The organism is Bradyrhizobium sp. LA2.1 (assembly GCF_040547725.1).
GTDB lineage: Bacteria > Pseudomonadota > Alphaproteobacteria > Rhizobiales > Xanthobacteraceae > Bradyrhizobium > Bradyrhizobium barranii.
In genome coordinates, this window is record NZ_JBEPQI010000001.1 from 477,539 (window position 1) to 502,832 (window position 25,294).

At 65.0% G+C, this 25,294-nt stretch carries 17 protein-coding genes and 1 pseudogene; 1 reads left to right on the forward strand and 17 read right to left on the reverse strand.

All coding sequences use genetic code 11. The annotated features are described in order from the left end of the window. Positions 1 to 25: 25 nt before the first annotated feature. From ABIB95_RS02050 to hydA (ABIB95_RS02070), 5 genes are all read right to left on the reverse strand, one after another. The gene (locus tag ABIB95_RS02050; RefSeq protein ID WP_354177463.1) at positions 26 to 1,645 is read right to left on the reverse strand and encodes an ABC transporter substrate-binding protein; all 1,620 of its coding nucleotides are present in this window, start codon (positions 1,643 to 1,645) and stop codon (positions 26 to 28) included. Between the two features lie 107 nt (positions 1,646 to 1,752). Next, positions 1,753 to 3,189: an NAD(P)-binding domain-containing protein gene (locus ABIB95_RS02055; protein WP_354237729.1), complete on the reverse strand. Its 1,437-nt coding sequence runs from the start codon at positions 3,187 to 3,189 to the stop codon at positions 1,753 to 1,755. Continuing rightward, a complete protein-coding gene (locus ABIB95_RS02060; protein ID WP_354237730.1) occupies positions 3,186 to 3,935 on the reverse strand; it encodes an SDR family oxidoreductase in 750 nt (249 codons plus the stop codon). Before ABIB95_RS02060 ends, ABIB95_RS02055 begins: the two co-directional genes overlap by 4 nt. 1 nt (position 3,936) lies before the next feature. After that, a complete protein-coding gene (locus ABIB95_RS02065) occupies positions 3,937 to 4,911 on the reverse strand; it encodes an NAD-dependent epimerase/dehydratase family protein (protein WP_208072260.1) in 975 nt (324 codons plus the stop codon). A 16-nt stretch (positions 4,912 to 4,927) separates the two neighbouring features. Then, positions 4,928 to 6,397, reverse strand: a complete 1,470-nt coding sequence (gene hydA / locus ABIB95_RS02070) for a dihydropyrimidinase (protein ID WP_354237731.1) — start codon at positions 6,395 to 6,397, stop codon at positions 4,928 to 4,930. A 56-nt stretch (positions 6,398 to 6,453) separates the two neighbouring features. Between hydA (ABIB95_RS02070) and ABIB95_RS02075 the strand changes: the two genes are divergently transcribed. Further along, positions 6,454 to 7,116, forward strand: coding sequence for an aspartate/glutamate racemase family protein (locus ABIB95_RS02075; RefSeq protein ID WP_354237732.1), 663 nt, complete (start codon positions 6,454 to 6,456; stop codon positions 7,114 to 7,116). Here ABIB95_RS02075 and ABIB95_RS02080 read toward each other — a convergent pair. The 12 genes and pseudogenes from ABIB95_RS02080 to ABIB95_RS02135 form a co-directional block, all read right to left on the reverse strand. Beyond that, positions 7,113 to 7,790, reverse strand: coding sequence for a flavin reductase family protein (locus tag ABIB95_RS02080; protein WP_354237733.1), 678 nt, complete (start codon positions 7,788 to 7,790; stop codon positions 7,113 to 7,115). The genes ABIB95_RS02075 and ABIB95_RS02080 overlap by 4 nt on opposite strands. Further along, the gene (locus tag ABIB95_RS02085) at positions 7,787 to 8,719 is read right to left on the reverse strand and encodes an N-carbamoyl-D-amino-acid hydrolase (protein ID WP_354177457.1); all 933 of its coding nucleotides are present in this window, start codon (positions 8,717 to 8,719) and stop codon (positions 7,787 to 7,789) included. Before ABIB95_RS02085 ends, ABIB95_RS02080 begins: the two co-directional genes overlap by 4 nt. A 106-nt stretch (positions 8,720 to 8,825) precedes the next feature. After that, positions 8,826 to 10,508 (reverse strand): long-chain-fatty-acid--CoA ligase, encoded by a 1,683-nt coding sequence (locus ABIB95_RS02090; RefSeq protein WP_354237734.1) that lies wholly within the window; start codon positions 10,506 to 10,508, stop codon positions 8,826 to 8,828. Next, positions 10,505 to 11,797, reverse strand: coding sequence for a class-III pyridoxal-phosphate-dependent aminotransferase (locus ABIB95_RS02095; RefSeq protein WP_354237735.1), 1,293 nt, complete (start codon positions 11,795 to 11,797; stop codon positions 10,505 to 10,507). The genes ABIB95_RS02090 and ABIB95_RS02095 overlap by 4 nt, the downstream gene beginning before the upstream one ends. A 10-nt stretch (positions 11,798 to 11,807) precedes the next feature. Continuing rightward, the gene (locus ABIB95_RS02100) at positions 11,808 to 13,388 is read right to left on the reverse strand and encodes a hydantoinase B/oxoprolinase family protein (RefSeq protein ID WP_354237736.1); all 1,581 of its coding nucleotides are present in this window, start codon (positions 13,386 to 13,388) and stop codon (positions 11,808 to 11,810) included. After that, on the reverse strand, positions 13,385 to 15,394 hold the full coding sequence (locus ABIB95_RS02105) for a hydantoinase/oxoprolinase family protein (RefSeq protein ID WP_354237737.1): 2,010 nt from the start codon (positions 15,392 to 15,394) through the stop codon (positions 13,385 to 13,387). Before ABIB95_RS02105 ends, ABIB95_RS02100 begins: the two co-directional genes overlap by 4 nt. A 425-nt stretch (positions 15,395 to 15,819) precedes the next feature. Next, entirely contained in the window at positions 15,820 to 17,367 is a 1,548-nt protein-coding gene (gene pdxR, locus ABIB95_RS02110) for a MocR-like pyridoxine biosynthesis transcription factor PdxR (protein WP_354237738.1), read from the reverse strand. A 152-nt stretch (positions 17,368 to 17,519) separates the two neighbouring features. Further along, entirely contained in the window at positions 17,520 to 18,953 is a 1,434-nt protein-coding gene (locus tag ABIB95_RS02115) for an NAD-dependent succinate-semialdehyde dehydrogenase (protein ID WP_354237739.1), read from the reverse strand. A gap of 179 nt (positions 18,954 to 19,132) precedes the next feature. Next, positions 19,133 to 20,542, reverse strand: coding sequence for a dihydropyrimidinase (gene hydA, locus ABIB95_RS02120; protein ID WP_354237740.1), 1,410 nt, complete (start codon positions 20,540 to 20,542; stop codon positions 19,133 to 19,135). Positions 20,543 to 20,554: 12 nt separating this feature from the next. After that, a pseudogene (locus ABIB95_RS02125) lies at positions 20,555 to 21,288 on the reverse strand (maleate cis-trans isomerase family protein). A gap of 121 nt (positions 21,289 to 21,409) precedes the next feature. After that, positions 21,410 to 22,831, reverse strand: coding sequence for a PepSY domain-containing protein (locus ABIB95_RS02130; RefSeq protein WP_354237741.1), 1,422 nt, complete (start codon positions 22,829 to 22,831; stop codon positions 21,410 to 21,412). Positions 22,832 to 22,843: 12 nt separating this feature from the next. Then, complete coding sequence (locus ABIB95_RS02135; RefSeq protein ID WP_354237742.1) at positions 22,844 to 25,216, reverse strand: TonB-dependent receptor; 2,373 nt, start codon at positions 25,214 to 25,216, stop codon at positions 22,844 to 22,846. Positions 25,217 to 25,294 lie beyond the last annotated feature (78 nt).

The following is a 25,294-nucleotide window of genomic DNA, read 5'->3' on the forward strand; positions in this document are numbered from 1 at the left end:
TCGGAGCCTCTCTTGTTTGCCGCCATCACTTGCGGCTGACGTCGCGATAGTCGACCTGGCGGTGGAACTCGTAGGTGTAGCCTTCGACCGACGACGCCATCACCGCATCCTGGTTCGGCTGCCACAGCATGATCTGCGGCATCAGATCGACGTGCATCGCATTGAGCTTGCGGCCGGCTTCCTCATACTTGGCCTTGTCCGGCTCGAAACGCGCCTCCTGCGCGATTGCGGCAAGATCCGGGTTGTTGATCGAGCTGTAATTCCAGCGCTGATTGCCGGTGTAGAAGTTGCGGTAGAAGTAATCGGTCGACGGCAACCACGCTACGATGCCCTCGGTGTAGAAGGGAAGCTTCTTCTCGTTGATCTGCGTGGACATCTGTGCGTCCGGCAGCTTCTGGATGTCGACCTTGATCCCGATCTTGCCGAGTGACTCCTTCACCAGCGCGGCCATCGGCTCCGCGGTCGAGGACTGGCCGACGTTGAAGCTGAAGGTAGTCGAGAAACCCTCGGGGAGCCCGGCCGCCTTGAGATATTCCCTTGCCTTGTCGAGGTCGACCTTCACGGGCTGCTGGAACGGATAGATGCCGTTTAGCGGCTTGCCGTCCGGCCAGGTCGCGCCGAACAGCGGCGCGCCGCGGCCGAACAGGGCGGCCTTGAACATGTCGTCATAGGGCAGCGCGTAAGCGATGGCACGGCGGACATTGACGTTGTCGAAGGGCGGCATCTGGTTGTTCATCGAGACATAGGTGATCGCATTGTACTGCGGGGTCGAGACCACCTTGAGCTTGCCCTTGGCCTCGAGCGACTGCACGTCGCTGGCCTGGAGATCGACGACGAGGTCGGCATCGCCGCGCTCGACCAGGTTGGCGCGGGTCGCCGGCTCCGGCACGGACTGAATGATCACGCGCTTGAAGAACGCGGGCTTGTTGGCCGAACCGCGATTCCAGGCCTCATCCCGTTTGATGATGACCTGCTCGCCCGGCTTGAAGGTCTCGACCACGTAAGCACCGCTGCCGGCGGTGTGCTCCTTCAGCCATGCGGTGGCCCAGGGATCATCCGGCGTCGCGTGCTCTTTTGCCACCTTCGAGTTGATGATCAGGGGATAGACGGTGGCGAGATTGGGCAGCGCGAGCTTGTCGGGCTTCGGCAGCGTCACCTCGATGGTGAGGGGATCGATCACCTTGAACTGGTCGGCCGACGTCAACGATCCCGTCAGGAGCTGGGCCTTGCCGAGGATCGGCGCGGTGACACAGCGATCGAGCGACCATTTCACGTCCTCGGCCGTGACGGGCGAGCCGTCCTGGAATTTTGCGTCCTTACGCAGGCGGAAGGTGATCTTCAGACCATCGGGGCTGACGTCGTAGGATTCGGCGAGCTCGCCGGTGATCGTGTCGAGGTCGAACACCCATTTGCCGTTGAGCTGCTTGCGGCCGAACGCCACCAGCCGGTCGTAGGTGCTCATGCTCAGCGCGAAGGATTCGCGCGTCGACCCGGGGATGTTGGGATCGAGCGTGTTGACGGCCGAGCCGGTGACATAGCGCAACGTCTCCGCTCTGGTCTGCGCCTGCGAAGGCGCGGTGGCAATGAGCAACAGCGCAGTGGTGGCGAGGACTGAGGCCGCGGGCCTGAAAGACACAAAACGCATTCGTTTTCCCCAAAATTTCGGCAAGAACGCCAGCAAGGCAGGTCAAGAAAGAAGCAAGTTGCGCGCCAATCCCGCAGAGGCGCTTCGTCGCGGCGGTGCATGGATGATCATCGCGATTCCTCCATTGTTCGCGCGGGCCGCGCAACCACGGCCTGCGGCACGTCGTAGACGCTGAGCGAAGCCCAGTGGCGTTCGACATCGGCGCGAAACAAGCCGCGCGTCAGGCCATTGACCAGCTTGGGAATGGCGGTCGTCATCGCATTGATCGACGATCCCGACGGACCAAAACTCATGGTGGAGGCAATGGCGAACAGATGGATGTCGGAGATCCACGGCGTCTCGCCTGACGCACGCTCGGTGAAGGCGTAATCGCCAGCGAGATAGGGAAAGCGGCCGAGCCGCGCGTTGTGCTCGCTCGCAGGCGGCTGGTAGCGATCGGCCCAGGTCGCGATATTGCCGGCAAAGCGGCGCAGCTCGCCGCGGCCGGCAAAGTTCATGTCGATGCCGGTGCCGCAAATGACGAAATCCGCTGTGATCGTGCTGCGTGGCGTGTGCAATTCGACACCGCCATCGGTCTGCCTGGTGCCCTCGACCGGCGCACCCTCATGCAGCGTGAAATTGGCGTGACGCGCGCAGCGATCATAAGTCGGCTGCGGAAAGCCTTCGCGCATTTCGAGGATCTTGCGCATGAAGCGCCAGCGCCAGGCATCGTCGAGATCGCTGAGATGGCGCAGGAAGCCGCGAAAGGTGAGCCAGCGATAGGGCTGGATCACCTGGATCTGTGCGCGGCGGCAAAGCAGATGCACTTTGGCGGCACCCGCCTCCAATGCAGTTGCAGCATTGTCGAAGGCGGAGGCGCCGGCGCCAACCACGGCGACGCGCTTGCCGCGCAGGCTTTCGAAATCGATGTCTTCGGCGACGGTTGCGACCGAACCTGCTGGCAGATCGCGCAGCGCCTCGGGGATCATCCAGTCGCCCATGCCCTCCTGCCCCGTCGCCAGCACGATCTTGCGCGCATAGAGCGTCTCGACGCCATCGGCGCGTCTCACGCGCGCGGCGAGCAGACCGTCTGACGCAGGCGCGATCTCCAGAAGCTCGCAGCCATTGCACACCGGCAATCCGATCGTGCGTCGCAGCCAGAGCAGATAGTCCGCCCAATGCCCGCGCGGGATCAGGTCGAGTGTCTGCCAGCTCTCCTTGCCGAAACGGGCTTCGTGCCAGGACTGATAGGTGAGGCTCGGGATATCGAGGTCAGGTCCCGTATAGTCCTTCGGGCTGCGCAGCGTCGGCATGCGGGCATAGCTGAGCCACGGGCCCTCCTTCCCCTCCTCGGCCTTGTCGAGCAGCAGGATGTTGCTGACGCGCGAGCGCATCAGGCCGAAGCCGATGGCGATACCGGACTGGCCGGCGCCGATGATGAGAACATCGAGCGCGGGCTTGCCATCCGGCCCCGTCTTCGGCTCGAGCCAGGCAGCGCCGGGATGCGCGATCATCGCGAGATCGGCGCGCACGGTCGCTTCAAGCTTTGCCAGCGCGTCGCTCATGCCGCGAGCCAGCCTCCGTCAACCACCATCACGGTTCCGGTCGTGAACGAAGACGCATCACTGGCGAGATGCAGCGCGGTCTGAGCGATTTCTTCCGCCTGACCGAAGCGCTTCATGGCGTGGCGGTTGCGGGAGGCTTCGCGCACCTCGTCCGGATTGGAATGGCGGGCAAAGCTGCGGCGCAGCATCGGCGTATCGATCGCGCCGGGCGCAATCGCGTTGACGCGGATGCCGTCGGTGGCGAAATCCACCGCCATGGTCCGCGTCAGGCTGACGATCGCGCCCTTGGCGGCGATGTAGGCGCTGTTGCCCTTTCCGCCGGCGATCGCAAGCTGCGATGCCAGCGTGATGATCGAGCCGCTCTTCTGCCGCTGCATCTGCGGCACTGCGGCCCGCGCCCACAGCCAGGTGCCGCCGACATTGGCGCGGAACACCGCGTCCCAGTCTTCCAGGGTCGTCGTCAGCACCGTGCCGCCGCAGGAGAAGCCCGCAGCGGTCATCAGAATATCGAGACGGCCGAGCCGCGCCACGACATCGCTGACAACGGTCTCGGCGAAACCGGCATCGCCGACGTCGCCGACATGCGTCGTGGCTTCGCCGACCAGACTCAGCGTCTCCTGAAGGCCGGCGGCATCGCGATCGACCAAAGCAAGCTGGGCGCCTTCCTCTGCAAACAGCTTTGCACTGGCGCGGCCAATGCCCGAAGCCGCTCCCGTGATGATGGCCGTGCGCCCCTGCAGCCGCATGTCAGATCGCCTCCTTGTGCTGCATCCACCAGGCGCTCATCGCGGCGGCGGACTCGTTGCAGCCGAACCGTGCACGCCAGCCAAATTCATCAGCCATCCGCGCGACCGAAAGCGGGGCGCGATCCGGCCCATGCAATTCGATGAAAGTCTTCTCTCCGGGTGCCGCGAGCCGGCATTGCAGGCCGGGATGCAACGCCGCAAAGGCCTCACCCCATTGCAGCGCCGACCAGGGCGCGCCAGTGGAGATGTTGTAGAGCCGATGGCGCGGCCGCTCAGCTTCGATCAGCACCGCCACTGCCTCGGCGGCGTCTGGCGCGTAGATCCAATCCTTGATGCCCGTCTCGGGCATAAGGGCCGGTTCACCGCGGGCGAACTCGGCGAGTATCTGGAACTGCAGGCTTGGCGTATCGCGCACTTTTCCGATCCGCTCCCATGGACCGAACACCGCGCTCAAACGCACACTGAGAAAGTCGCCGCCCCACAGCTCGGCCAGCCGTGCCACCGATCGTTCGGAGGTGAACTTGCTGATCGCGTAGAAGGACACAGGATCGCAAGGCGTCTCCTCGTCCAATACCGGATAGCGCTGCCCCGCAGCACCATAGGCGGAAGCGGACGAGAGATTAATCACGCGCCGAACACCACGGCGGATCGCCGCGCTCAGAATAGGAATCTGAGCCATCACGTTGATTTCGAGGATGCTCGAGGTGACGGACCGTTCGAGCTGGTCCCCGGCAGTTATGGCGGCGCCAAGGACGATCGCATCAAGGCCCTGCTTGACAAGCGCGTCGATCCTCTCGACGTCCGTCATCTCGCCCTGAACAACCGTGAGCCGATCCCGGTAGTCGGCAAAGGATCGCTCCGCGCCCGCCGGCAGTTGCTTACGGTCATACAGCGTGACGTCATGCCCGCGCGCGAGCAGCACCTCGGCGAGATTGAGGCCGACAAAGCCGGTGCCGCCGAAGATGACGATCTTCATCGCGCGCGATCCGCCGTCACAGCAGTTTTGCCCCAAAATTCCGCTCGGGATCCATGTCGGCGACGAGCCGCCCCGTCGGCTTTGCCGCCTCGCCGCCGCTACGCGCCAGGAATTTTCCGCTGCCGGCGTCCGCAAGACACTTGTTGCCGTCGATGATGACGCGGCCGCGCGAGACCACCGACACCGGCCAGCCCTTCAGCTTGCGGCCTGCAAACGGCGTGTAGCCGGCGAGGTCGTGCATCATCTCGTCGGCGATCACAGTCTCGCGCTTGGGATCCCAGATCGCGATATCGGCATCAGCGCCGACCGCGATCGAGCCCTTGCGCGGATGCAGATTGTAGATTTTTGCCGGCGCGGTCGAAGTCAATTCGACGAACTTTTCCAGCCCGAGCCTCCCCTTCGACACCATCGCGTCGAACAGCAGCGGCAGCCGCAGCTCAAGTCCCGGCAGGCCGTTCGCGACCTGCTTGAAGTTCGGATTGGGGCCGGCGCGCAGCTTGCCGGTCTCGTCGTAGCGATACGGCGCATGATCGGACGAGATGGTCTGGAGATCGCCGAGCGACAGCGCCTGCCACAGCGCCTCCTGGTCGGCATACGTGCGTGGCGGCGGGCTGCACATCCACTTGGCGCCCTCGGCGCCCGGCTTGTCGAGATCGTTTGCGGTGAGGAACAGATATTGCGGACAGGTCTCGGCAAAAACCTTCAACCCCTGCCCGCGCGAATCGCGGATGACCTTCGCGCCTTCGGCCGTGGACACATGGAAGATCATGATGGGCTGGTCGATCAGCGCCGCCATGCCGATCAGTCGCGTAAAGGCTTCCGCTTCCGAGACGCGGGCATGGCTGACGGCGTGGTATTTCGGCATGGTGTAGCCGCGCGCAAGCAGGCGCTTCACCATCCAGGCGATGATGCCGTGATTTTCGGCATGGGCGCACAACATCGCGCCGGACTGGCGTGCGGCCAAGAGGATGTCGAGCAACGGCTCGTCATCGACCTTGAGCCGGTCATAGGTCATGAAGATCTTGATCGAGCCATGGCCCTGCTTCACCAACGCCGGAATGTGCTCCTCGACGGTCTCCTTGGTCGCATCCGCAATGATCATGTGAAAGGCGTAGTCGATCACGGCGCCCTTCTTGGCCAGCGCGTGATAATCCTCCACCACCTGCGGCAGCTTCATGCCGACATGCTGGGCGGCGAACGGAATTACCGTGGTCGTGCCGCCGAAAGCGGCAGAGACGGTCGCGCTCTCGAACGTGTCGGCATTCATGATGCCGGCCGCGGACAACTGCTCGATATGCGCATGGCTGTCGACGCCGCCGGGCAGCACCAGCTTGCCGCGCGCATCGATCTCGCGTTTCGCCGCCGGAAGCCCGCGGCCGATTGCTGCGATGGCCTCGCCGGAGATCGCGACATCGGCCTCGAACACGTCGGTCGTGGTGGCGACGCGGCCGCCGCGGATGATCAGGTCGTATGTGGGTTCAGTCATGAGGCACTCCATGATATGCCTGAGCTACGTGATCGCCATTTCAAGGGAAGACCAACATGCCCCGGCCGCGCATTCTCGTCATCAATCCGAATTCCAACCCCGCGGTCACGCAAGGGCTGGAGGACGCCTTGAAGCCGCTCGGTTTCGAGGGTGGGCCGGAACTGGTCTGCCAGTCGCTGGCCGAGGGTCCGTTCGGCATTGAAAGCCAGGCCGATGTCGACGGCGTTGCGATGCCGCTGCGCCGGCTGGTCGAGGGCGACAACAGCTCGGCTGCGTTTGTCATCGCCTGCTACAGCGATCCCGGTCTTCAGATCTGCCGCGAAGGCACCGATCGGCCGGTGTTCGGCATCGCCGAGTGCGGCGTGCTGACGGCGCTGGCCCGTGCCGAAACCTTCGGCGTCATCGCGATCGCCCAGCGCTCGATTCCGCGCCACATGCGCTATCTCCGGCAGATGGGATTGACCGATCGCCTCGCCGGCGAGCGGCCGCTCAATATGAGCGTTTCCGAAACCGCCTCGGGCGAAGGCACGCTGGCCAGGATGATCGACATCGGCCGCGCGCTGCGCGACGAGGACGGCGCCCGCGCCATCGTGATGGGCTGCGCCGGCATGGCGCGCCACCGCCGCCCGCTGGAAGAAGCGCTTGGCATTCCCGTGATCGACCCGACACAGGCGGCCGTCACCATGGCACTCGGTACGGTGCAGTTCTCGGCTCACTAGGCGTCCTTCAGCTCTTTGGCGTCCTGCCGCGCGAGCCATTTCGCATGGCTCTCGCGCGTCAGGGAAAACGTATCCCGCTGCGTCGTATAGAGATTGCCGAACATGCGGCCGATCGGCCGGTAGGCGTCGAGATCGACATACATGTTGGCCTCGTCGACGAGGCCCTCCCGGGCATGAACCCTGAGCACCTCACCGACCAGCAGTTCGCGATCGGGCGAGAAATTCAGCACGACGTGACGGCGGCATTCGAGAGCAAATGGTGCAGCCGCAAGGCGCGGCACCTTCACGTCAACTGAGGGAAACGTCGCAAGCCCGGTCGCCGCGACCTCGCTGTCGCCAGAGGGAAAATCGACCGCGCAATCATTCATCGCGGCAGACAGCGCCTCATCCACCATGTGAACCACGAACTCGCCGTCGCGATGGATGTTGCGGGTCGTATCCTTCGGGCTGTGATCCGGCTTGTGCTGGAGCCCGAGCACGATCAGCGCGGGGCTTTCGGAGAAGACATTGAAGAAGCTGAAGGGCGCGGCATTCACCGCTCCGTTCGCGTCCAGCGTCGTTACCAGCGCGATCGGCCGCGGCACGACCACGCCGCAAAGCAGCTTGTAGCGGTCGCGCGGATCGAGCTCGCGCAAGGAAATGCCGGATGTGCCCTTGTCCGCCATCGGCGTCATTTCTCCGGCGGCGGCACCGCGCCGGTCTGGCTGGTGATCAGGCCGTAATGCTCGATGCGGCGATGCTGGGCAAAATTGAAGATCGTGGTCTTGCCGAACGTCGTGGCGTCGAGGTCGCAGGCGTGAACCAGGACCTCGTCGCCCTCCGTCTTGGCCTCGGCGACGATCTCGCCATCGGGATCGACGATCAGGCTGCCGCCGAACAGCGGATGGCCGTCCTCGACACCCGCCTTGGCCACCGCGACCACCCAGGTCGCGTTCTGATAGGCGCCGGCCTGCACCGAGAGACGGTTGTGGAACAGCCGCTTCTCGACGCCCTCCTCGCTCTTCTCGGCATTCACCGACGGCGTGTTGTAGCCGATCAGAACCATCTCCACGCCCTGCAAGCCCATGACGCGATAGGTCTCGGGCCAGCGCCGGTCGTTGCAGATGGCCATGCCGATGATGCCGCCCAGCTCGCGCCAGACGTTGAAGCCGAGATCGCCTGGCTCGAAATAGCGCTTCTCCAGATGCTGGTGCGAACGCTTGGTGTCGTAGTCCACATGGCCCGGCAAATGGACCTTGCGATATTTGCCGACGATCTTGCCGGACTTGTCGGTGAGAACAGCGGTGTTGAAGTGATGCCCGTCCGGCGTCAGCTCGGCATAGCCGAAATTCATCGCCATCTGATGCTGCGCCGCACGCTCGAACAGCGGCTTGGTCGCCGCATTCGGCATCTCGCGCTCGAACCAGATGTCGGCGTCCGCCCGGTCCTCCGAATACCAGCGCGGGAAGAACGTCGTCAGCGCCAGTTCCGGATAGACGATCAGATCGGCGCCTTTTGCTTTCGCCTCATCCATCAGCGCGATCATGCGCTTGACCACGGCCTCGCGGCTGTCGACCTTCTGGATCGGGCCCATCTGGGCGGCGGCAACAGTGACGATACGCATCAGCGGGTTCCTGATTTCCTGGTGAGGCTGGGGATCGTAGCTTGAGGGGCGTGTCCGCGCGCGTAGCATAACGCGGTCTTGCGCCGTTTTTCCAGCCAAGCAGCTTTCATGCCGTCCGCCCCCATTCGGCATCCTGCAAGAGTCGCCAGTTGATCTTGTTGCTCGCGGTGCGCGGCAGCTCATCGACGAAGACGACGGCGCGCGGCGCCTTGTAGCTGGCCATCGCACCACGGGCCCAACCGACGATGTCGTCCGTCGAAATCGTCGCGCGCGCGGCTTCATCGAGCACCACCAGCGCCTTGACGGTCTCACCGCGGTAGTCGTCAGGGGTCGAGACGATGCAGCATTCCCGGATGGCGCGGTTCTGGTACATCGCGGCTTCGACCTCGGCCGGCCACACCTTGAAACCGCTGACATTGATCATCCGCTTCAGGCGGTCGACCGCGAAGAAATAGCCGTCGGCATCGCGATAGCCGAGATCGCCCGTGCGCAGGAACCGCTTTCCCGCGAGCTCGATGAAGGACTCAGCGTCGGCCTGCGGCCTGTTCCAGTAGCCTTGCAGCACCTGCGGCCCGTGCACGACGATCTCGCCGACGACATTGTCGTCGAGCTCGATCAGGCTTTCGGGATCGACGACCCTCGCATCGGTCTCGTGCACGGCAATGCCGAGGCACTGGCGCTTCGGCGCCGCCATCGGATTGAGATGGGTCGGCGACATCGTCTCGGTCATGCCGTAACCCTCGACGAAATCGAGGCCGAAGCGTCCTTTGAGCCGTTCGGCCACCGCGGTTGGCATTGCCGCGCCACCGCCGGTCAGCACCTTGAGTTTCGCAAAACACCGGTCTCGGAACCGGACGCTGGCGAGCACGTCGACGATCATGGTCGGCGCCGCGTTCCAGAACGTGACGCCGTAGGTCTCGAACAGATCCGGCAGCAGATCCTTGTCCCAGCGCGCCATCAACAGCAGTGTAGCGCCTGTCACCACCGCGGCATTCATCGAGCCCTGCATGCCCGCGACATGGAACAACGGCATGAAGCCGGTCATCACGTCGCTGCCGTCGAGTCCATACCAGCGTGCCTGCAGGACGGCGGTGAACAGCGCGCTGCGATGGGTATGCATGCAGGCCTTGGGCTTGCCTGTTGTCCCCGACGTATAGGGCAGGATCATGAGATCGTCCGGCCCCGCGCTCATCGGATCAGGCTGCAAGCCTTTCGTGATCGCAGACGACCAGGAATGCAAGCCCGGTGACGGCGGCACCTCCGACGGCGCTTCAGTCACGCAGGACGGCAACGTGTAGGGCGTCGCGTCCGGGATCTCGTCGCGATACTGCGCGACGATCGTATGAGTGATAGCTTCGCCCGCCAGCGGCGCAAAGATGTCGTTGAGCTCGCTTCCGATGATCGCGACCTTGGCGCCGCTGTCGGCCGCGAGATAATCGATCTCAGCCGTCTTGTTCATCGGATTGACCGGCACGATCACGGCGTCCGCCCGCATCACCGCGTAGAAGGCGATGACATATTGCGGCGAGTTTTGCAGCGCGATCATGACGCGATCACCGCGCTTCACGCCGCAAGCGTTCTGCAGGAAGCCGGCTAAGGCATCGACCCGCGCGCGTAGCTCGGCATAGCTCAGGCTCGCACCATAAAACACCGTCGCCGGATGCGATGGGCGATCCGTCGCCGCACGCGCCAGCGCGTCGTAAAGCGTCCCCTCCGGCATCGCGAGATGCCAGGGCCCGTCCGCCGGCCAGGCCGGCGAGCGGTTGGACGCTGCGGGGTCTGCGCTCACCCGTGCTCCTCGTCTGCGATGTCGAGGCCGTGGTCGAGCGCATCCAACAGCCGCTCGGCTTCGTGCTCGGAGATCACCAGCGGCGGCGCCAGGAACAGCGAGGTCTGCTCGCCGCTGGTTCCAATCACGGCGCCGGCCTCCAGCGCGCGCTCTGCCACCCGCGAGGCGATCGGGACCACGGTGGTGTCGGCATGCCAGCTGCGCCAATCTGGACCGTAAAGCTCCACAGTCCAGTGCAACCCCTGCCCCGCCACGCGCTGCACGCTCGGATGCTTTTGCGCGATCGCGAGCAGGCGGCGGGTAAACAGCTTTTCGAGCTTCCGGACGTGCTCCAGAATTTTGTCGTCGCTGACGACTTTCAGGTACGCGCTGACGGCAGCCATGCTGATGGGATGGCCGCGCAGCGTGCCGTAATTCTGCCAGCTGGTGCCCTTGAGCCGCTCGACGATGTCTTTCGACACCACGACCGCCGCGACTGCCGCCGCACCGCCGCCGAGCGATTTTCCGAGCGTCACGATATCGGGCCGGCTCTCCGCGCCCTGGAAGGCGAACCAGCGGCCTGCGCGGCCAGCGCCGGTGACGACCTCGTCCGCGATCCAGTAGGAACCCGCTTGCCGGGCGTGGCGCGCCACCTCGTCCTGATAGGCGCCGTCGTAATAGATCCCGCCCTGGGTGTAGTCGATGATCGTCGCCGCCGTGTCCGAGAGCAGACGCGTGGCATCCGCCAGATATTCGCTGGGCGGGGTGTTGGCCGGCGCGCCGTAGATGGCGCCATCCGGCGCCGGGAGAATCCGCACCGGTGCCATCGGCGCTGGGAGCTTCGAGCCGCCGGCGTGCACCGCGAGGCCGCCGTGCCATTGCGGCTGCACCGTCATGCTGCGCGACAGGCCGGTGATGCCGTGATAGGCGCGCTCGCGCGTCGCCAGCGCCGACCGCTGCGTCAGCGCCTGGCAGAGCGACAGCGCCATATCGTTGGCCTCGCTGCCGCTGATGCAGAAGCGCACTGCGCCGACCCAGTCATCTTCGCCTTTGAATGCGGTGGCCATCAGATCGTCGGCAGCCTGCTCGCGGCCAACCCAGGTCCACCCCTCGTTCACGACCGGCGTATCGGCCGCGCGGCGGATCGCCTCCACCATCGCGGGATGGCGATGGCCGAGGCCGCCGCCGGTGTTGCTGCCGTCAATCAGCTTGCGGCCATCGGACAAGTGAAAATAGACGCCTTCGCCGCCGACGACGGCCATCGGCGCGGCTTCGCCCGCATTCAACCCGGTTCGCAACAATCTGCTCATCGCAATCCCCTCACTCCGCAGCCGCGGCGCCGTAGCCGCCGCCGCCGCACATCTCGATCGTGACGAGATCGTCTTGCTGCAACACCAGGTTTGATTTGCCGTCGATGGCGACGTTTGCGCCCTGCCTGATCAGCGAGATGCGGCAGGCCTTGCCGGCTTCACCGCCCTGCATGCCGAACGGCGCAATCACCATGCGCTCGATGCAGGTGGTCAGGTGCATCGAGGGCGCCAGGATGCGATAGGTGCGAACCGAGCCGTCACCGCCGCGATGCGCCCCCGCGCCGCCGGACTGCCGGCGAATGGCCTGCTGCTCCAGGCGGATCGCGTAGCTCGCCTCGATCACCTCGACCGGCGTGTTCGACGTATTGGAGAGATGCACGCGCGTCGCCGACATGCCGGCCCGATCATGCCGCGCGCCCTCGCCGCCGCCGTGGACCTCGTAGAGCATTTTCCACGAACCGTTTTGCCGCGGTTCGGCAAAGAACAGCACGCCCGCCGTGGTCGCCCCGCCGGCCGACAGGCGTTCGGGGATGGTGTCCTGCATCGCGCGGAAAATCGCATCGACGATGCGCATGGACGTCTCGTGGTTGCCGGCGGCCACGGACGCCATCCAGCCCGGCTCCAGGATCGAGCCCGGGCGCGTGATGATGGTCAGAGGCCGGAGCGCGCCGGCGTTCTGATGCATGTCGCGCCCACTCATGATGCGCGCGGCATAGGCGACGGCCGAGCGCGCCATGAACGGCGTCGTGTTGCAGAAATTGGAGACGCGATCGCAACTGCCGGAGAGGTCGAAGGTCGCCTCGTCGCCGCGAATGGTGATTTTCACATGGATGCGCGCAGGTGCATTGTTGACGCTGCCGTCGTCGAGATAATCTTCGCCCTCGTAGACGCCATCGGGCAGGTCGCGGAGCGCCTCCCGCATCTCGATTTCGGAGAGATCGTGCAGGCGCGATTGCGTCGCCGTGAACACCGCCTTGCCGTGCTCGCGGCAGAGTTCGACGATGCGCCGCTCGCCGGCCTTGGTCGCGGCGATCTGCGCGAGCAGGTCGCCCTCACAGGATTCGGGATCCCGGACGTTGGCCTTGAGCAGCTGCACAATCGGCGTATTGACGCCGGCTGACGTGGCGATCAGCACCGGCGGAATCCGCATCGCCTCCTGGAAAGTGTCGATCGCCTTGGCAAAATAGCTGCCGGGCCAGGTTCCGCCGATGTCGGGCCAGTGCGCGAGGCTCACCGCGAACGCCACGATCTCGCCGTCAACGAAGACGGGACGCACGACCTTGACGTCGTTGAGGTGGTTGCCGCCGAGCGCGCCGACATTGTAGATCAGCACGTCGCCGTCGTTCAGGCTCTCGACCGGCACGACCTTCAAGAGTTCCGGGATCGTGTAGGCCATCGCGCCGAGATGGATCGGGATGTCGCGGCCCTGCCCGACCAGGCCGCCACGGCCATCCGTGATCGCGGACGACAGGTCGCCGGCCTCGCGCAGCAGCGGCGAGCGCGCCGAGCGCGTCATCACCAGGCTCATTTCCTCGGCCGCGGCCGAGAGCCCGTGCCTGATGACCTCGACGACGAACGGATCGAGCTTCATGCCGCCCTCCGCGTCAGGAACAGGTTGCCTGATACATCGGGTTTAGCTTGCCAGCCGGGCGGGACCACCACCGTTGACCATGCGTCCTCGATGATCGCGGGGCCGCTGACGACATCGGTCAATTTGGCGCGATCGATGATCGCGGTCGGGATATCGTGGAGGCCATCGAATGAGCAGGCCCGCTTGCCTGACGACACCGCCCTCACCGCAGTCGCCGGCCGGCTCACCACCGTCGTCGAGGGGCGCCGCGCCTGCACACGCACGGATTCGATGACGCAGGGCTCGCTGGTCGCATAGCCGAACAGCTCGTGATGCCGCGTCAAAAAGTCCTTCTTCAGCTTGGTCGCGTCGAGCGGCAACGTGAACGGCACCGGAATGGCATCATTCTGCGCCGCGTAGCGCATCAGCGCCACCAGCTCGACCTGGATCTCCGCCTGCGCAACGCCGTTGGCAATCAGCGGCGCCGAAGCATCGTCCATCAACGTCCCGATCCGCTCCGACACGCGCGCGAGATCGATGCCGTCGAGGGCGGCGCGTAGCGTCTGCTGCTGGAGAAAGCTGAAATCGGCTGTGAGACAGCCCAGTGCCGAGAACGCGCTCGATGCGCTCGGCACCATGACCTCCGCAATTCCGTAGAGATCGGCAAGGCCTGCCGCATGCATCGGGCCGCCGCCACCGAAGGCGAGCAGCGTGCAGTCGCGCCCGTCGATGCCTCGTTCGACCGTGACGCGGCGAAGCGCGCGGGCCATGGTCGCGTTGGCGACCTTGATGATGCCGAGCGCGGTTTCGGTCAGGCTCAGCCCCAGGGCGCGCGCAATCGGCTCGATGACGCGTTCCGCGGCCTTGATGTCGATGCCGATGCGGTCGCCAAGCTTGGTCTCGGGATTAAGATAGCCGAGCACCGCATTGGCGTCGGTGATGGTCGGCTCAAGGCCGCCGCGGCCATAGCAGGCAGGCCCCGGCTCGGAGCCGGCGCTCTCAGGCCCGACCGTCAAGCCGCCGGGACCGTTTCGCACGATCGATCCGCCACCGGCCCCAATGGAATGGACCGCAAGCATCGGCTGACGCAGCGGCTTGTCGCCGAGCATGCGGCCGTCGGTCATCTCGGCCTGACCGTCGACGATCAGGCAGACGTCCGTCGTGGTACCGCCCATGTCGAAGGTGAGCATGCGCGATGTGCCGAGCTGGCGCGCGATGCTGACCGATGCGGAGACGCCGGCGGCCGGCCCCGACATCGCCATCACCAGCGGCCGCCGCTTCACCGCCGAGATCGGGACCATGGCTCCGGCCGAATGAAACACCTGCAAGCCGGCGCCGATCGGCAGCCGCTGCTCCAGCTCGCTGAGATATTCCACCGCGATCGGCATCGCGGCCGCGTTGAACACGGTCGCCGACGTCCGTTCGTATTCGCGCGCCTCGGGATTGACCTCATGCGACAGCGAGATGTGGGCGACGACGCCCTTGAGCCGTTCGCCGAGTATTTTTTCGTGGACGGGATTGGCGTAGGCGTGAAGCAGCGCCACGGCGACGCTCTGCACGCCGGTCTGCTTCAGCCAGGCCACCAGACGCTCGATCTCGGTCTCATCCAGCGCCTTCAGCACCCGGCCTTCGTGATCGAGGCGCTCGGCGAGCCCAAAGCATCGTTCGGGCGGCACCAAAGGCGGCGATTTCGGCGGAATGTCGAGACGATAGAGATCGCGGCGGCGATAGCGCGCAATCTCCAGCACATCGGCGAACCCTTCGGTCGCGACCAGCGCGACCTTCGGCAGCCGGTTCTCGACGATGGCGTTGGTGACGCGCGTGGTGCCGTGCACGAAGCGCTTGACCTCGCTCTTGCGCAGGCCCACCGCCTCGATCGCCTCCAGCATCGCCTGAACCGGCGCGTCGGGGCGCGACGGCACCTTTGCGATCCGCGCCTCCGCGGAGTCGCGCCTGATCGCAATGATGTCGGTGAAGGTGCCACCGATATCGGTGCCGACTTCCCAGTGATTTTCAGAGGAACTCATGTGCGGGGTCAGTTACGGATGACGTCCGAACCGGACGCCGGGTGCTTGCCGTCCATCGCAGCGTCCAATGCCAAACCGAGAGCGCTCATCATCATCCCCTGTCATGCCACCGCCTGCGAGCGTGCGACAGAGCGATGGGCTCGGGATAGGGCCAGAGTTGTCGCAAACCACTAGACCAGCGCAGGACCGACATCACGCGGTGCAACACCGGCTGCACGTTTTGGTGCAGCACTGCACGCGCAGAGAGCACACGAACGCGAACCGTTCCACGCGACAAACGTGCAGCGCACCACGGATTTCTCCGCGCAAATCGTGACGCCCGCTGCACTGCAATCGGAGCACTCAAAAACGTCTGTCTAATTTCCAGGCGATTGAACGGCGTTGCGGGATAGCCGCATGCCTACGAGCTATGCACGACGGTCGGCTCAGCTTCTCTTTATTGTACGAACAGTAAGAGAGGATATTGCCGGGTCGGATGGTGCGTCGCGGCGACCGCTGCCGATGCAAGCCGCGATTCTCGCAAGCAGCGGCGCGGCATCCTCGACCCGCAGCCGTCCGTAGCCGAACACCAGGCCCTGCCGCGTCGGCTGTTCCAGAAAGTTTTGCGAGAGCGGCTGGACGTGGATGCCCGCCTGCTTCAGGACTGCGGCCGCCTCTCGGTCGCTCATCCGTGCCTGCATCGCATCGGTAAACAGCGCCACCAGATGCAATCCGGTGACGGCGGAGGATACGGAGAGATCGTCAGGCATCAGCGCTGCGATCGCATCGATCAGAGCCTTCCGGCGAGCGGCGTAAATCCGCCGCATCCCGCGCAGATGCCGCAGCAGGTGCCCTTCCCGCATGAACTCGGCCAGTGCGAGCTGTCCGATGCCGGAGGTATGCACATCGATCCGCGCGCGGCCCTTGGAAAAGCCTTCGATGAAATGCCTGTTGGCGACGATGTAGCCGAGCCGCAAATTCGGCATCATGATCTTCGAGAAAGTGCCGAAATAGATCACCCGCCCCTCGCGATCGAGCGAGCGCAACGAGGCGATCATGCTGTCCTGGTGCCTGAACTCCGAATTGTAATCGTCCTCGATCACCCAGACGTCGTTCTTGTTGGCCCAGTCGAGCAGTTCGAGCCGCCGCTCCAGCCCCATGCTGACGCCGAGCGGATATTGATGCGACGGCGTCACCACGATCAGCTTCGCGCCCGGTGCGCGCCTGATACCTTCGGAGACGACGAGGCCCTTGTCATCGACCGGAATTGGAACGAGCTTCGCGCCCGCAGCCGTCAGCGCCCACCGGGCCTCGACGAAGCCGGGCTCCTCGACCCAGACCTCGTCGCCGGGATCGAGGATCATCCGGCTGCAGAAATCAAGCGCGCCCGAAGTACCTGAGGTGACGACGACCTCTTCCGGCGAGCAGACGAGCCCGCGCACCGAGCCGAGGAAGTTCGCGATCTCGCTCCGCAAGCGCGGATGGCCTTCCGAGGGAAGATCGAGACACTCCTGCTCTCTTGGATTTTGCCAGGTCTGGCGCAGCAGGCGCGACCAGTCCTTGAATGGGAAGGTCGAGATGTCAGGCGCGCCCGGGCTGAACTCCGAGGGCCAGTTGGTCTCGTAGTCGAAGGCAAGCAGCGAGCGCCAGCGCTCCGACATGTGGGTGGGCTTGGCCGCAGGCGAGGTCGCGGACGCAGGCGCGGCATGTGGGGTCGCCACTGACGCCACCATGACACTGCCGCGCGGCATCGATTCAAGATAGCCCTCGGCGTAGAGCAGATCCCAGGCGGTCAACACCACCGTGCGCGAGCAGCCCAGTTCGCGCGCGATCTCCCGGGATCCCAGAAATTGCGTTCCAGCCGGAAAGACGCCGCGCAAAATGCCGTCGCGGATGTGCGCCGCGATCTGCAGATGCAGCGGCACCGCCGAATTCCGGTCGATATGCATCCCGGCAAGGGACACGCGCTTGCTCGGGTGACGGCTGTTGTCCATGTCTCGCCCGTCAGGCAACGCAGGTCTATCCACCGTCATTCCGGGGCGCGCCACTTGGCGCGAGCCCGGAATCCATTTGTCTGCATCACGTGTTGCGCGATGGATTCCGGGTTCGCGCTTCGCGCGCCCCGGAATGACAACGCGACTTTTCTTTACGCGCTCGCCTGCGTCACAAACTTCGTGTTGAGATAACCCTCGATCGCCTCGAGGCCGCCTTCGGAGCCGTAACCGGAATCCTTGATGCCGCCGAACGGCACTTCCGGCAGCGCGAGACCGTGATGGTTGATCGAGACCATGCCGCTCTCGATGTCGGCACCGATCGCCTGCATCGTCTTGGTCGAGGTCGTGTAGGCATAGGCCGCAAGACCGTAAGGCAGACGGTTAGCCTCAGCGACCACTTCGTCGTAGCTGCGGAAGGATGTAATCGGCGCCAGCGGTCCGAAGGGTTCCTCGTTCATGATCCGGGCATCGCGCGGCACGTCGGTGAGCACGGTCGGCTCGAAGAAGAAGCCTTCATTGCCGATGCGCTTGCCGCCGGCCTGAACCTTGGCGCCACGCTGCACAGCGTCGGAGACCAGACCCTCCATCGCGTCGACGCGTCGCGGGTTCGCCAGCGGACCCATGCGGGTGTCCTTGTCGAGGCCGTTGCCGACCTTCAGGCTCTTGGCCGCGGCGACGAACTTGTCGACGAAGGGCTGATAGACGCTCTCATGCACCAGGAAGCGCGTCGGCGAGACGCAGACCTGGCCGGCGTTACGGAACTTGTTGGCCGAAAGAATCTTGGCGGCGTTGTCGAGATCCGCGTCCGCGAACACGATCGCCGGCGCGTGGCCGCCGAGCTCCATGGTGACGCGCTTCATGTGCAGGCCCGCGAGTGCGGCCAGATGCTTGCCGACCGCGGTCGAGCCCGTAAAACTGATCTTGCGGATGATCGGGTGCGGAATGAGATATTCTGACACTTCCGACGGCACGCCGAACACCAGCTGAACGACGCCGGCCGGAATGCCCGCATCCGCATAGGCGCGCACCAGCTCCATGCAGCTTGCCGGGGTTTCTTCCGGGCCCTTGACGATGATCGAGCAGCCGGCGGCGAGCGCGGCCGAGATCTTGCGGACCGCCTGGTTGATCGGGAAATTCCAGGGCGTAAACGCGGCGACCGGGCCGACCGGCTCCTTGGTCACGAGCTGGGAGACGTTGCCCATCCGCGGCGGGACGATGCGGCCATAGGCGCGGCGGGCTTCTTCCGAGAACCAGTCGATGAGGTCGCCGGCGAGCATGGTCTCGCCCTGCGCTTCCACGACCGGCTTACCCTGCTCCATGGTCATCACGGGTGCGATCTCGGCGGCGCGTGAGCGGATAATGTCGGCGGCCTTGCGCATCAGCTTGTAGCGGTCGAACGGCGAGGTCTTGCGCCAGATCTCGAAGCCGGCCTTGGCGGCCTCCAGCGCGCGGTCGAGGTCCTGGCGCGAGGCGTGCGGGGTCTTGCCGATCGGCTGGCCGGTGGCGGGGTTGAGGATGTCCTCCGACTTGCCGGAGGTGCCGTCGGTCCACTCGCCGGCGATGAACATCTGAACTTTCGGGTACATCCCTGGTGTCTCCTGCATGATTTCGGCGGCGATCAGCATTTGCGCCCGGCCGCCTCATAAGTGGGCGCAGAGCTACACCGAAAGGCGGCCGGCGGAAAGGGATCAATGATGCCGCAGCAGCGCGAGGATGGTATGCGCAACAGACGACATGGCGTCGTCCCGATGCGATTATTTTCCCGTCACACCAGGCTCGATTTGCCGCGGCTGAGCACCTCGCCCGCGCCCTTGTCGCCGACGATCCTGCCCTGCTCGTACACCACGCGGCCCCGCGCGATGGTGGTGACGGGCCAGCCGGTGACGTCAAAGCCTTCCCACGGGGTATAGTCCGCGCCGTGGTGCAGATCGGCCTGTTGAATCGTCTTTGTCAGCTTCGGGTCCCACAGCGCGATGTCGGCGTCGAAGCCGACGCCGATCGAGCCTTTGCGCGGATAGAGCCCGTAGATCCGCGCATGATTTGTCGCAGTCAGCTCGACGAATTTCTGCAAGCTGATCCGCCCCTTCGACACGCCCTCGGAGAACAGGAGCGGCAACCGGGTCTCGACGCCGGGGATGCCGTTCGGCACCCAGCGGAACGAGGTGCGGGCATTCGGCGTCAGCTTGCCCTTGGGATCGTCGTAGCGGAACGGGCAGTGATCGGACGAGAAGGTCTGGAACACCCCCGTGGTGATGCCTTCCCAGATCGCCTGCTGGCTTTCGGCATCGCGCGGCGGCGGCGAGCAGACATACTTTGCGCCTGACATGTCCATGTTCAGGCCCTTCATGTCGTCGGCCGTCAGCGTGATGTATTGCGGACAGGTCTCGGCATGCACCGGCAGTCCGCGCTGCTGGGCCCAGCGCACCTGCTCCATCGCCTCGCGCCCGGAGACGTGGACGATCATGATGGGAACGCCGATCACCTCGGCATGGCTGATGGCGCGATGCGTCGCCTCGCGCTCGACGGCCTGCGGCCGCGAGGTGCCGTGATAATAGGGCGCGATGTGGCCCTCGCGTTCGAGCTTGGCGGTGAGGAAACGGATCGCGTCGTAGCCCTCGCAATGGACCATGACAAGCGCCTCCTCGCGGCGCGCGACATCGAACACTTCCAGCAGCTGCTTGTCGCTGAGCACGAGGTCGTCATAGGTCATGAACACCTTGAACGAGGTGTAGCCGTCCTTGACGAGAGCCGGCAGCTCCTGCCCGAGCACGACCGCGGTGGGGTCGGAGATGATGAGGTGGAAAGCGGTGTCGATGTAGCATTCGCCCTCGGCGAGCTTGCGGTAGTTCTCGACGCAGGTGCGGAGCGACGTGCCCTTCTCCTGGAGCGCAAAGGGCAGCACCATGGTGTTGCCGCCAGCCGCCGCCGCGCGCGTTGCCGAAGCAAAATCGTCGGCCATCACGACGTCGGGGCCAGAGGCCTGGGAGATGTGGACGTGACTGTCGATCCCGCCCGGCAGCGCCAGCAGACCCGTCGCGTCGATCTCGCGTGCCGCGCCCTCAATGCGGTCGGCGATGCTGACGATGCGTCCGTCGCGAATGCCGATATCGGCGCGAAACTCGTCGCTGGCCGTCACGATGGTGCCGCCGCGAATGGCGAGATCGAGCTGCGTCACAGGAGGGCTCCGTCACTTGATGATCGCTGATGTCTGGAAGATCCGGCCCCACGCCGCAAGGGCCGCGATGTCGCCACCGGCGAGTTCGAGCGTCCGCCACAGCGTGACCGCGACCGAGTCCAGCACGGCGATGCCCAACTCCCGTTCGAGTGCTGCAGCCAGCGCGGCGCCGTCGAGATTGGTGCAGAGAATGACGACGGCATCGGCGCCGTCCGCCGCGACCGCGCGGATCATGTCGGCGATCGTCGCGGCTCACCGAAGGAAAAGTTATCGCGCAGGCCGAGATGCCGCTCGGCGTGAGGGGCGATCCCCTCCTCGGTCCAGACATCGCCGATACGCCGTTGCACGTCGTCCGTATAGGGTGAGACCAGGCCGACGCGTCCGGCGCCGAGCGCGCGGACGGCATCGATGCAGGCGAGCGTGGAGGTCGTCGCCGGGATATCGGTCCGCGCCGCGATCGCCTCGCACAGGCTCCGGTCGCGGCCGATACCGAGCCAGCTCGCCGACGTGCCGTTCCAGGCAATGGCATCGACCTTGGCGTCCGCCAGCAGATCCGCCGCCGGCAGCATCACCGAGGCATCGAACTGGTTCAGCGCCGCGGCATCGAGCGCGATCTCGGTAACGCGGAAGCGCGAGAAATGAGCGGTGACGCCGGCCACGCCATGCAGCATGGAACAGGTGACGGGCTCCAGCACCGAGTTGGACGACGGGGTCATCATGCCGAGGCGCTTGCGCTGAATTGACATCGATCACGATCGCCCGATTGAGAGAGCGCACCGCTGCGCCCCCTCGGACGATCATCCGCGCCTGCCATCGCCCGCGCAACCCGCAATCTGCATGGCGCATATGATTTGTTCGATACGCAGCTCAAGCCGCGAAGGTCGACCGCAAGCGCCGCCAGCCGATGACGATGCCGGTGACGGAAAATGCCAGCCCGAGCAAGCAGAGCCCGACGACCAGGATATCGCGCAGACGCGGACGCGCCATGAGAACGGGAAAATCGAGCGTGTGAAGCGCGCTATAGAACCAGCGATAGGCGCGCCGCGAGGCATCCAGTCTTTGCAGCACGCGGCCGTCGCCACCGTCGATGTCGAACCAGAGGTCGCCGCATCGGGAGCGATAGACCGGGGCTCTCGGGACAACGGAGTACGCGGGATAATCCTCATTGTCGGCAAGAACGGACGGGGCGCCACAGCCCGGCGCAAGGCGCGTCGTCAGCTCATGGACATCCCTCTCGCCGAGGAATGCCACCTGCCGGCTGCGGATCGCCTCCCCCGCTTTGGTCAAGGCCTGACTGGCGAGGCCGGTCCGGTCGCGCCGGTAGACGACACCGTTGACGGCGAACCATTCGATGTCGCGAGCCGACGGCTGACCGACCGGTGGGGCCGTCGTCCAGTCAGGCGCGGCATACACCACGCCCGCTTCGGTCGGGGTCAGCTCCCCGCGCGAGAACAGCCGGCCGTGATCCATCGAGAGCCAGCCACTGAAACTCCAGGTCAGCACGAAAACGGTCGCGACGAGACCAATGATGTGATGCAGTGCGTGCCAACCGCGATAAGGCGACGAAACCCCGCGCCCTCGAATCCTGATCCTGATAATTCCGAGCACCGCGCCGAGCGTCGCCGCGATAAGGGCCACCAGCGACAATGTCGAGACCACCTGATCCCAAAGGGACCAGTTGCTCCTCAGGACCGTCGGATAGATCCAGTGCAGGACGCTGCCGGCCCAATTCCACCCGCGCTCGCTCCGGGTCGTATCCAGCACGACTTCGCCGGTGCGCGAGGAGACATAGACCTCGGTTCCGACCGCATCGCCAAGAGCGACGTGCAACAGAGGCCGGTGTCGATCAAAGCCGTTGGGTACGCTCCATTGATCATAATCCGCGCCCGAAATCATCGCCGCCCGCGCGGCATCGAGCCCGCGTTGCCGGGCATGATCCCGCGCGATACCGACCGCGACGTCGGCGGACGTCACCGATGCATCCCGTCCGTCGGAGGCAAGGACCGCGCGCACACGCGACGGGTCCGACACGACATAGACCGGCCCGTCGCTCCGCTGGAGCAGGCGAACGCGCGTGGCGTCCGCGATCCCGCTCGCAGCGACGGCATCCGCGACCGCAATCCTCACCTCTCCGCGATCAACCGGCGCGAGCCCGGCAAAGCGTTCCGCTTCCGTCAGCGACGGAAACGGAACGAAGTGCATCACGATTCCGCTCGCGAACCACATCGCGAACAGCAGGCAGAACGCGATCCCGAGCCAGCGATGCAGCAGCACGATCGCGTTCATCATGTGGTCAGCGCCCTACCATTTGAACGCGGCCGAGAGCTCATAGGTCCTGGGCGCACCGAGCAGGATCTGGTCGGGATAGAACGGATCGCCCCAGATCGCGTAGCGCTTGTCGGTGATGTTGCGCACGCGGAAGCCCAGACGGGCCTGATCGACCGCGTTGAACACCGTCTTCGGGATGTCGACGAAGGCGTAGACGTCGGCGACGGTGTAGGCCTTCATCGTCACGACGTTGGCATCGGTGTTGTAGCGGTCGCCGACATAGCGGCCGGTGATGCCGAGCTCCACCGGCCAGGGCGTGAAGAACCGGTACGACGCACCGGCATTGGCCACGACACGCGGCACGTTCGGCGGCGTGTTGCCGGAGAACGAACCACCGGCAAAATTGTAGTCGGCATAGCGTGCATCGACATAGGCGATGTTGCCCCAGAGCCGCAGGGGATCGATCGGGCGTACGGCCGCGGCGAGCTCGACGCCCTTCGACTCCTGCCGGCCTGCGATGTTGAGCTGCATGCCGCCGGCCGCGGCATAGACGTTCTTGCGCAGGATGTCGTAGGCCGAGAACGACCATTCCGCCCTGTTGTTCCACAACAGATGCTTGACGCCCGTCTCATAGGTGCGCGAGGTCGTCAGGTCGAGTGGCTGGGCTGGCCCAAGCAGGAAGATGTTGTTGGCGGAGACGTCGGCGCCGGTGGCGTACTGGCTGAAGAAGGTCACGCCGGGAACGGCGTCCCAGGTGTAGCCGATACGCCCCGTCGTCGGGACCCAGGACTTCGAGAACGGGAAGTTCGCCTTTTCCAGCCCGGCGGAGTCGGTCGAGTTGCGGTCAAGCCCGATATGCTCGACGCGCAGGCCGCCGATCAGCGCAAAGCTGCGCGTCAGCTTCAGCCGGTCCTCGAACGACAGCGCTTCGTTGTCGATGCGCGCGGTCTGCTGCTGCGTCGTGAGCAGGCCGTAAAGGCCACGGTCGGGATTGACGAGCGAGACGTAATCGTCCGGGAAGTTGGCCGCGCCTGGCCTGACGAAATCGAGATAGCTGGACGAAAGTGTCGTGACCAGGCGGTTGTCGAAGCCTGCGATATTAGCGTCCCAAATCAGGTCGGTAATGTTGCCGACAAGGCGTTGGCTATGTGCAACATAGAAGCGCTCGCGATCGACCATGTTCGAGTTGGGCAGGCCCGTACTGGCATTGAAAGCCTCGATCTCGTTGTTGAACCAGGTACGCTCCGCGCCATAGGCATAGGCTTGGCTCTTCAGCGTCAGGTCAGGCGCCAGCTTCAGTTCGAAGCCGCCGCGCAGCCACACCTCTTGTGCCACGTTGCGGTTGTCGAGAACGTTGTAATTGGTGTTGAAGGTACGATCGTCGATCGTGATCGCACCGAGATTCGTTTTGTTGAAATTCGAGACGTAATTGCCCGAAACAATGCCGCTCGTCGCATGCGAGCCGCTGAAGGCGACCGGCACCAGCGGCGCGCCCCAATAGGCCTTCGAGCGATCCTCCCGGTACTCGATCGCGCCCCATATCTTGAGGCTGTCGGAGATGCGGTAGTTAAGCTGGCCGGAGAGATCGAGCGTCTTGGTATTGGTGTCGTCGGCAAAGCCATTGAGCGAGGCGCGGCTGATGTCGAAGCGGTAGTCGAGCCCCTGCAAATTGGTGCTGCCGCCCGAGCCGTAGTGGACGCCGAACGAATTGAGCGAATCCCAGGAAAAGTCAGCTTCATTCCGGATCGGCCCGGTGTGTGGCTGCTTCGTGATCAAGTTGATTGCGCCACCGGCGGCACCTTCGCCCGACATCAGCGAGGCCGGACCTTTCAAAAATTCCACGGCTGCGAGATTGGCCGTATCCGTGATCCGCGAGGTCATGTTCTGCGGACCGATCTTGATGCCGTTGTAGAGCATGTTGATCTGGCTGTTGGTGAAGCCACGCATGGAGAAAGCCGCGGGCTCGGCCGGATTGTCGCCGGAGGTGACACCGACCGCGCCCTGCGCAACCTCCGACACGGTGCGATAGCCCTGCTCCCGCATGGTCGCGGCCGAGATGACTTCGACGGTCGCGGGTGTCTCCTGCACGGTCAGGCCGAGGCGCGAGGCGCTCTCGGCAACCACATTGGTGTTGAGCGGCGTCTGCGCCGCCGCGGTCGGCACGACGGGCTTGGCCGCGGCCGATGCGGCCGCTGGCCTGCGCGATGCTGCGCGGCGTGGGCTCTGCGCGTCCCGGGCCGCCGGCTTTGCCGGTTTGCGGGATTGGGCGGGCGACACCTCGACCGGCGGCAGCGGCTCGCGGGCCTGCTGCGCCACGGCGGCAGGCAGATCGAGGGTGGCAAATGACGTAAGCGCGGCGGAAGCGAGCAGGAAGCAACGCGGTCGTACAAGACGAATGGAAGACACAGTTCGGGACCTCGGTGTGACGTCAGTGGCACGTCACCGCGAACCAAGGTCCCATCTTCCGGCCTTTGAGCCTTCCGA

What these genes read in the sequence shown, in the direction of transcription:
- pdxR (WP_354237738.1), bottom strand. Translation starts at nt 17,367, where the DNA reads ATGGACAACAGCCGTCACCCGAGCAAGCGCGTGTCCCTTGCCGGGATG.
- ABIB95_RS02080 (WP_354237733.1), bottom strand. Translation starts at nt 7,790, where the DNA reads ATGACGCCGATGGCGGACAAGGGCACATCCGGCATTTCCTTGCGCGAG.
- ABIB95_RS02100 (WP_354237736.1), bottom strand. Translation starts at nt 13,388, where the DNA reads ATGAAGCTCGATCCGTTCGTCGTCGAGGTCATCAGGCACGGGCTCTCG.
- ABIB95_RS02050 (WP_354177463.1), bottom strand. Translation starts at nt 1,645, where the DNA reads ATGCGTTTTGTGTCTTTCAGGCCCGCGGCCTCAGTCCTCGCCACCACT.
- ABIB95_RS02105 (WP_354237737.1), bottom strand. Translation starts at nt 15,394, where the DNA reads ATGAGTTCCTCTGAAAATCACTGGGAAGTCGGCACCGATATCGGTGGC.
- hydA (WP_354237731.1), bottom strand. Translation starts at nt 6,397, where the DNA reads ATGACTGAACCCACATACGACCTGATCATCCGCGGCGGCCGCGTCGCC.
- ABIB95_RS02130 (WP_354237741.1), bottom strand. Translation starts at nt 22,831, where the DNA reads ATGATGAACGCGATCGTGCTGCTGCATCGCTGGCTCGGGATCGCGTTC.
- ABIB95_RS02085 (WP_354177457.1), bottom strand. Translation starts at nt 8,719, where the DNA reads ATGCGTATCGTCACTGTTGCCGCCGCCCAGATGGGCCCGATCCAGAAG.
- ABIB95_RS02075 (WP_354237732.1), top strand. Translation starts at nt 6,454, where the DNA reads ATGCCCCGGCCGCGCATTCTCGTCATCAATCCGAATTCCAACCCCGCG.
- ABIB95_RS02065 (WP_208072260.1), bottom strand. Translation starts at nt 4,911, where the DNA reads ATGAAGATCGTCATCTTCGGCGGCACCGGCTTTGTCGGCCTCAATCTC.
- ABIB95_RS02055 (WP_354237729.1), bottom strand. Translation starts at nt 3,189, where the DNA reads ATGAGCGACGCGCTGGCAAAGCTTGAAGCGACCGTGCGCGCCGATCTC.
- ABIB95_RS02060 (WP_354237730.1), bottom strand. Translation starts at nt 3,935, where the DNA reads ATGCGGCTGCAGGGGCGCACGGCCATCATCACGGGAGCGGCTTCGGGC.
- ABIB95_RS02115 (WP_354237739.1), bottom strand. Translation starts at nt 18,953, where the DNA reads ATGTACCCGAAAGTTCAGATGTTCATCGCCGGCGAGTGGACCGACGGC.
- ABIB95_RS02095 (WP_354237735.1), bottom strand. Translation starts at nt 11,797, where the DNA reads ATGAGCAGATTGTTGCGAACCGGGTTGAATGCGGGCGAAGCCGCGCCG.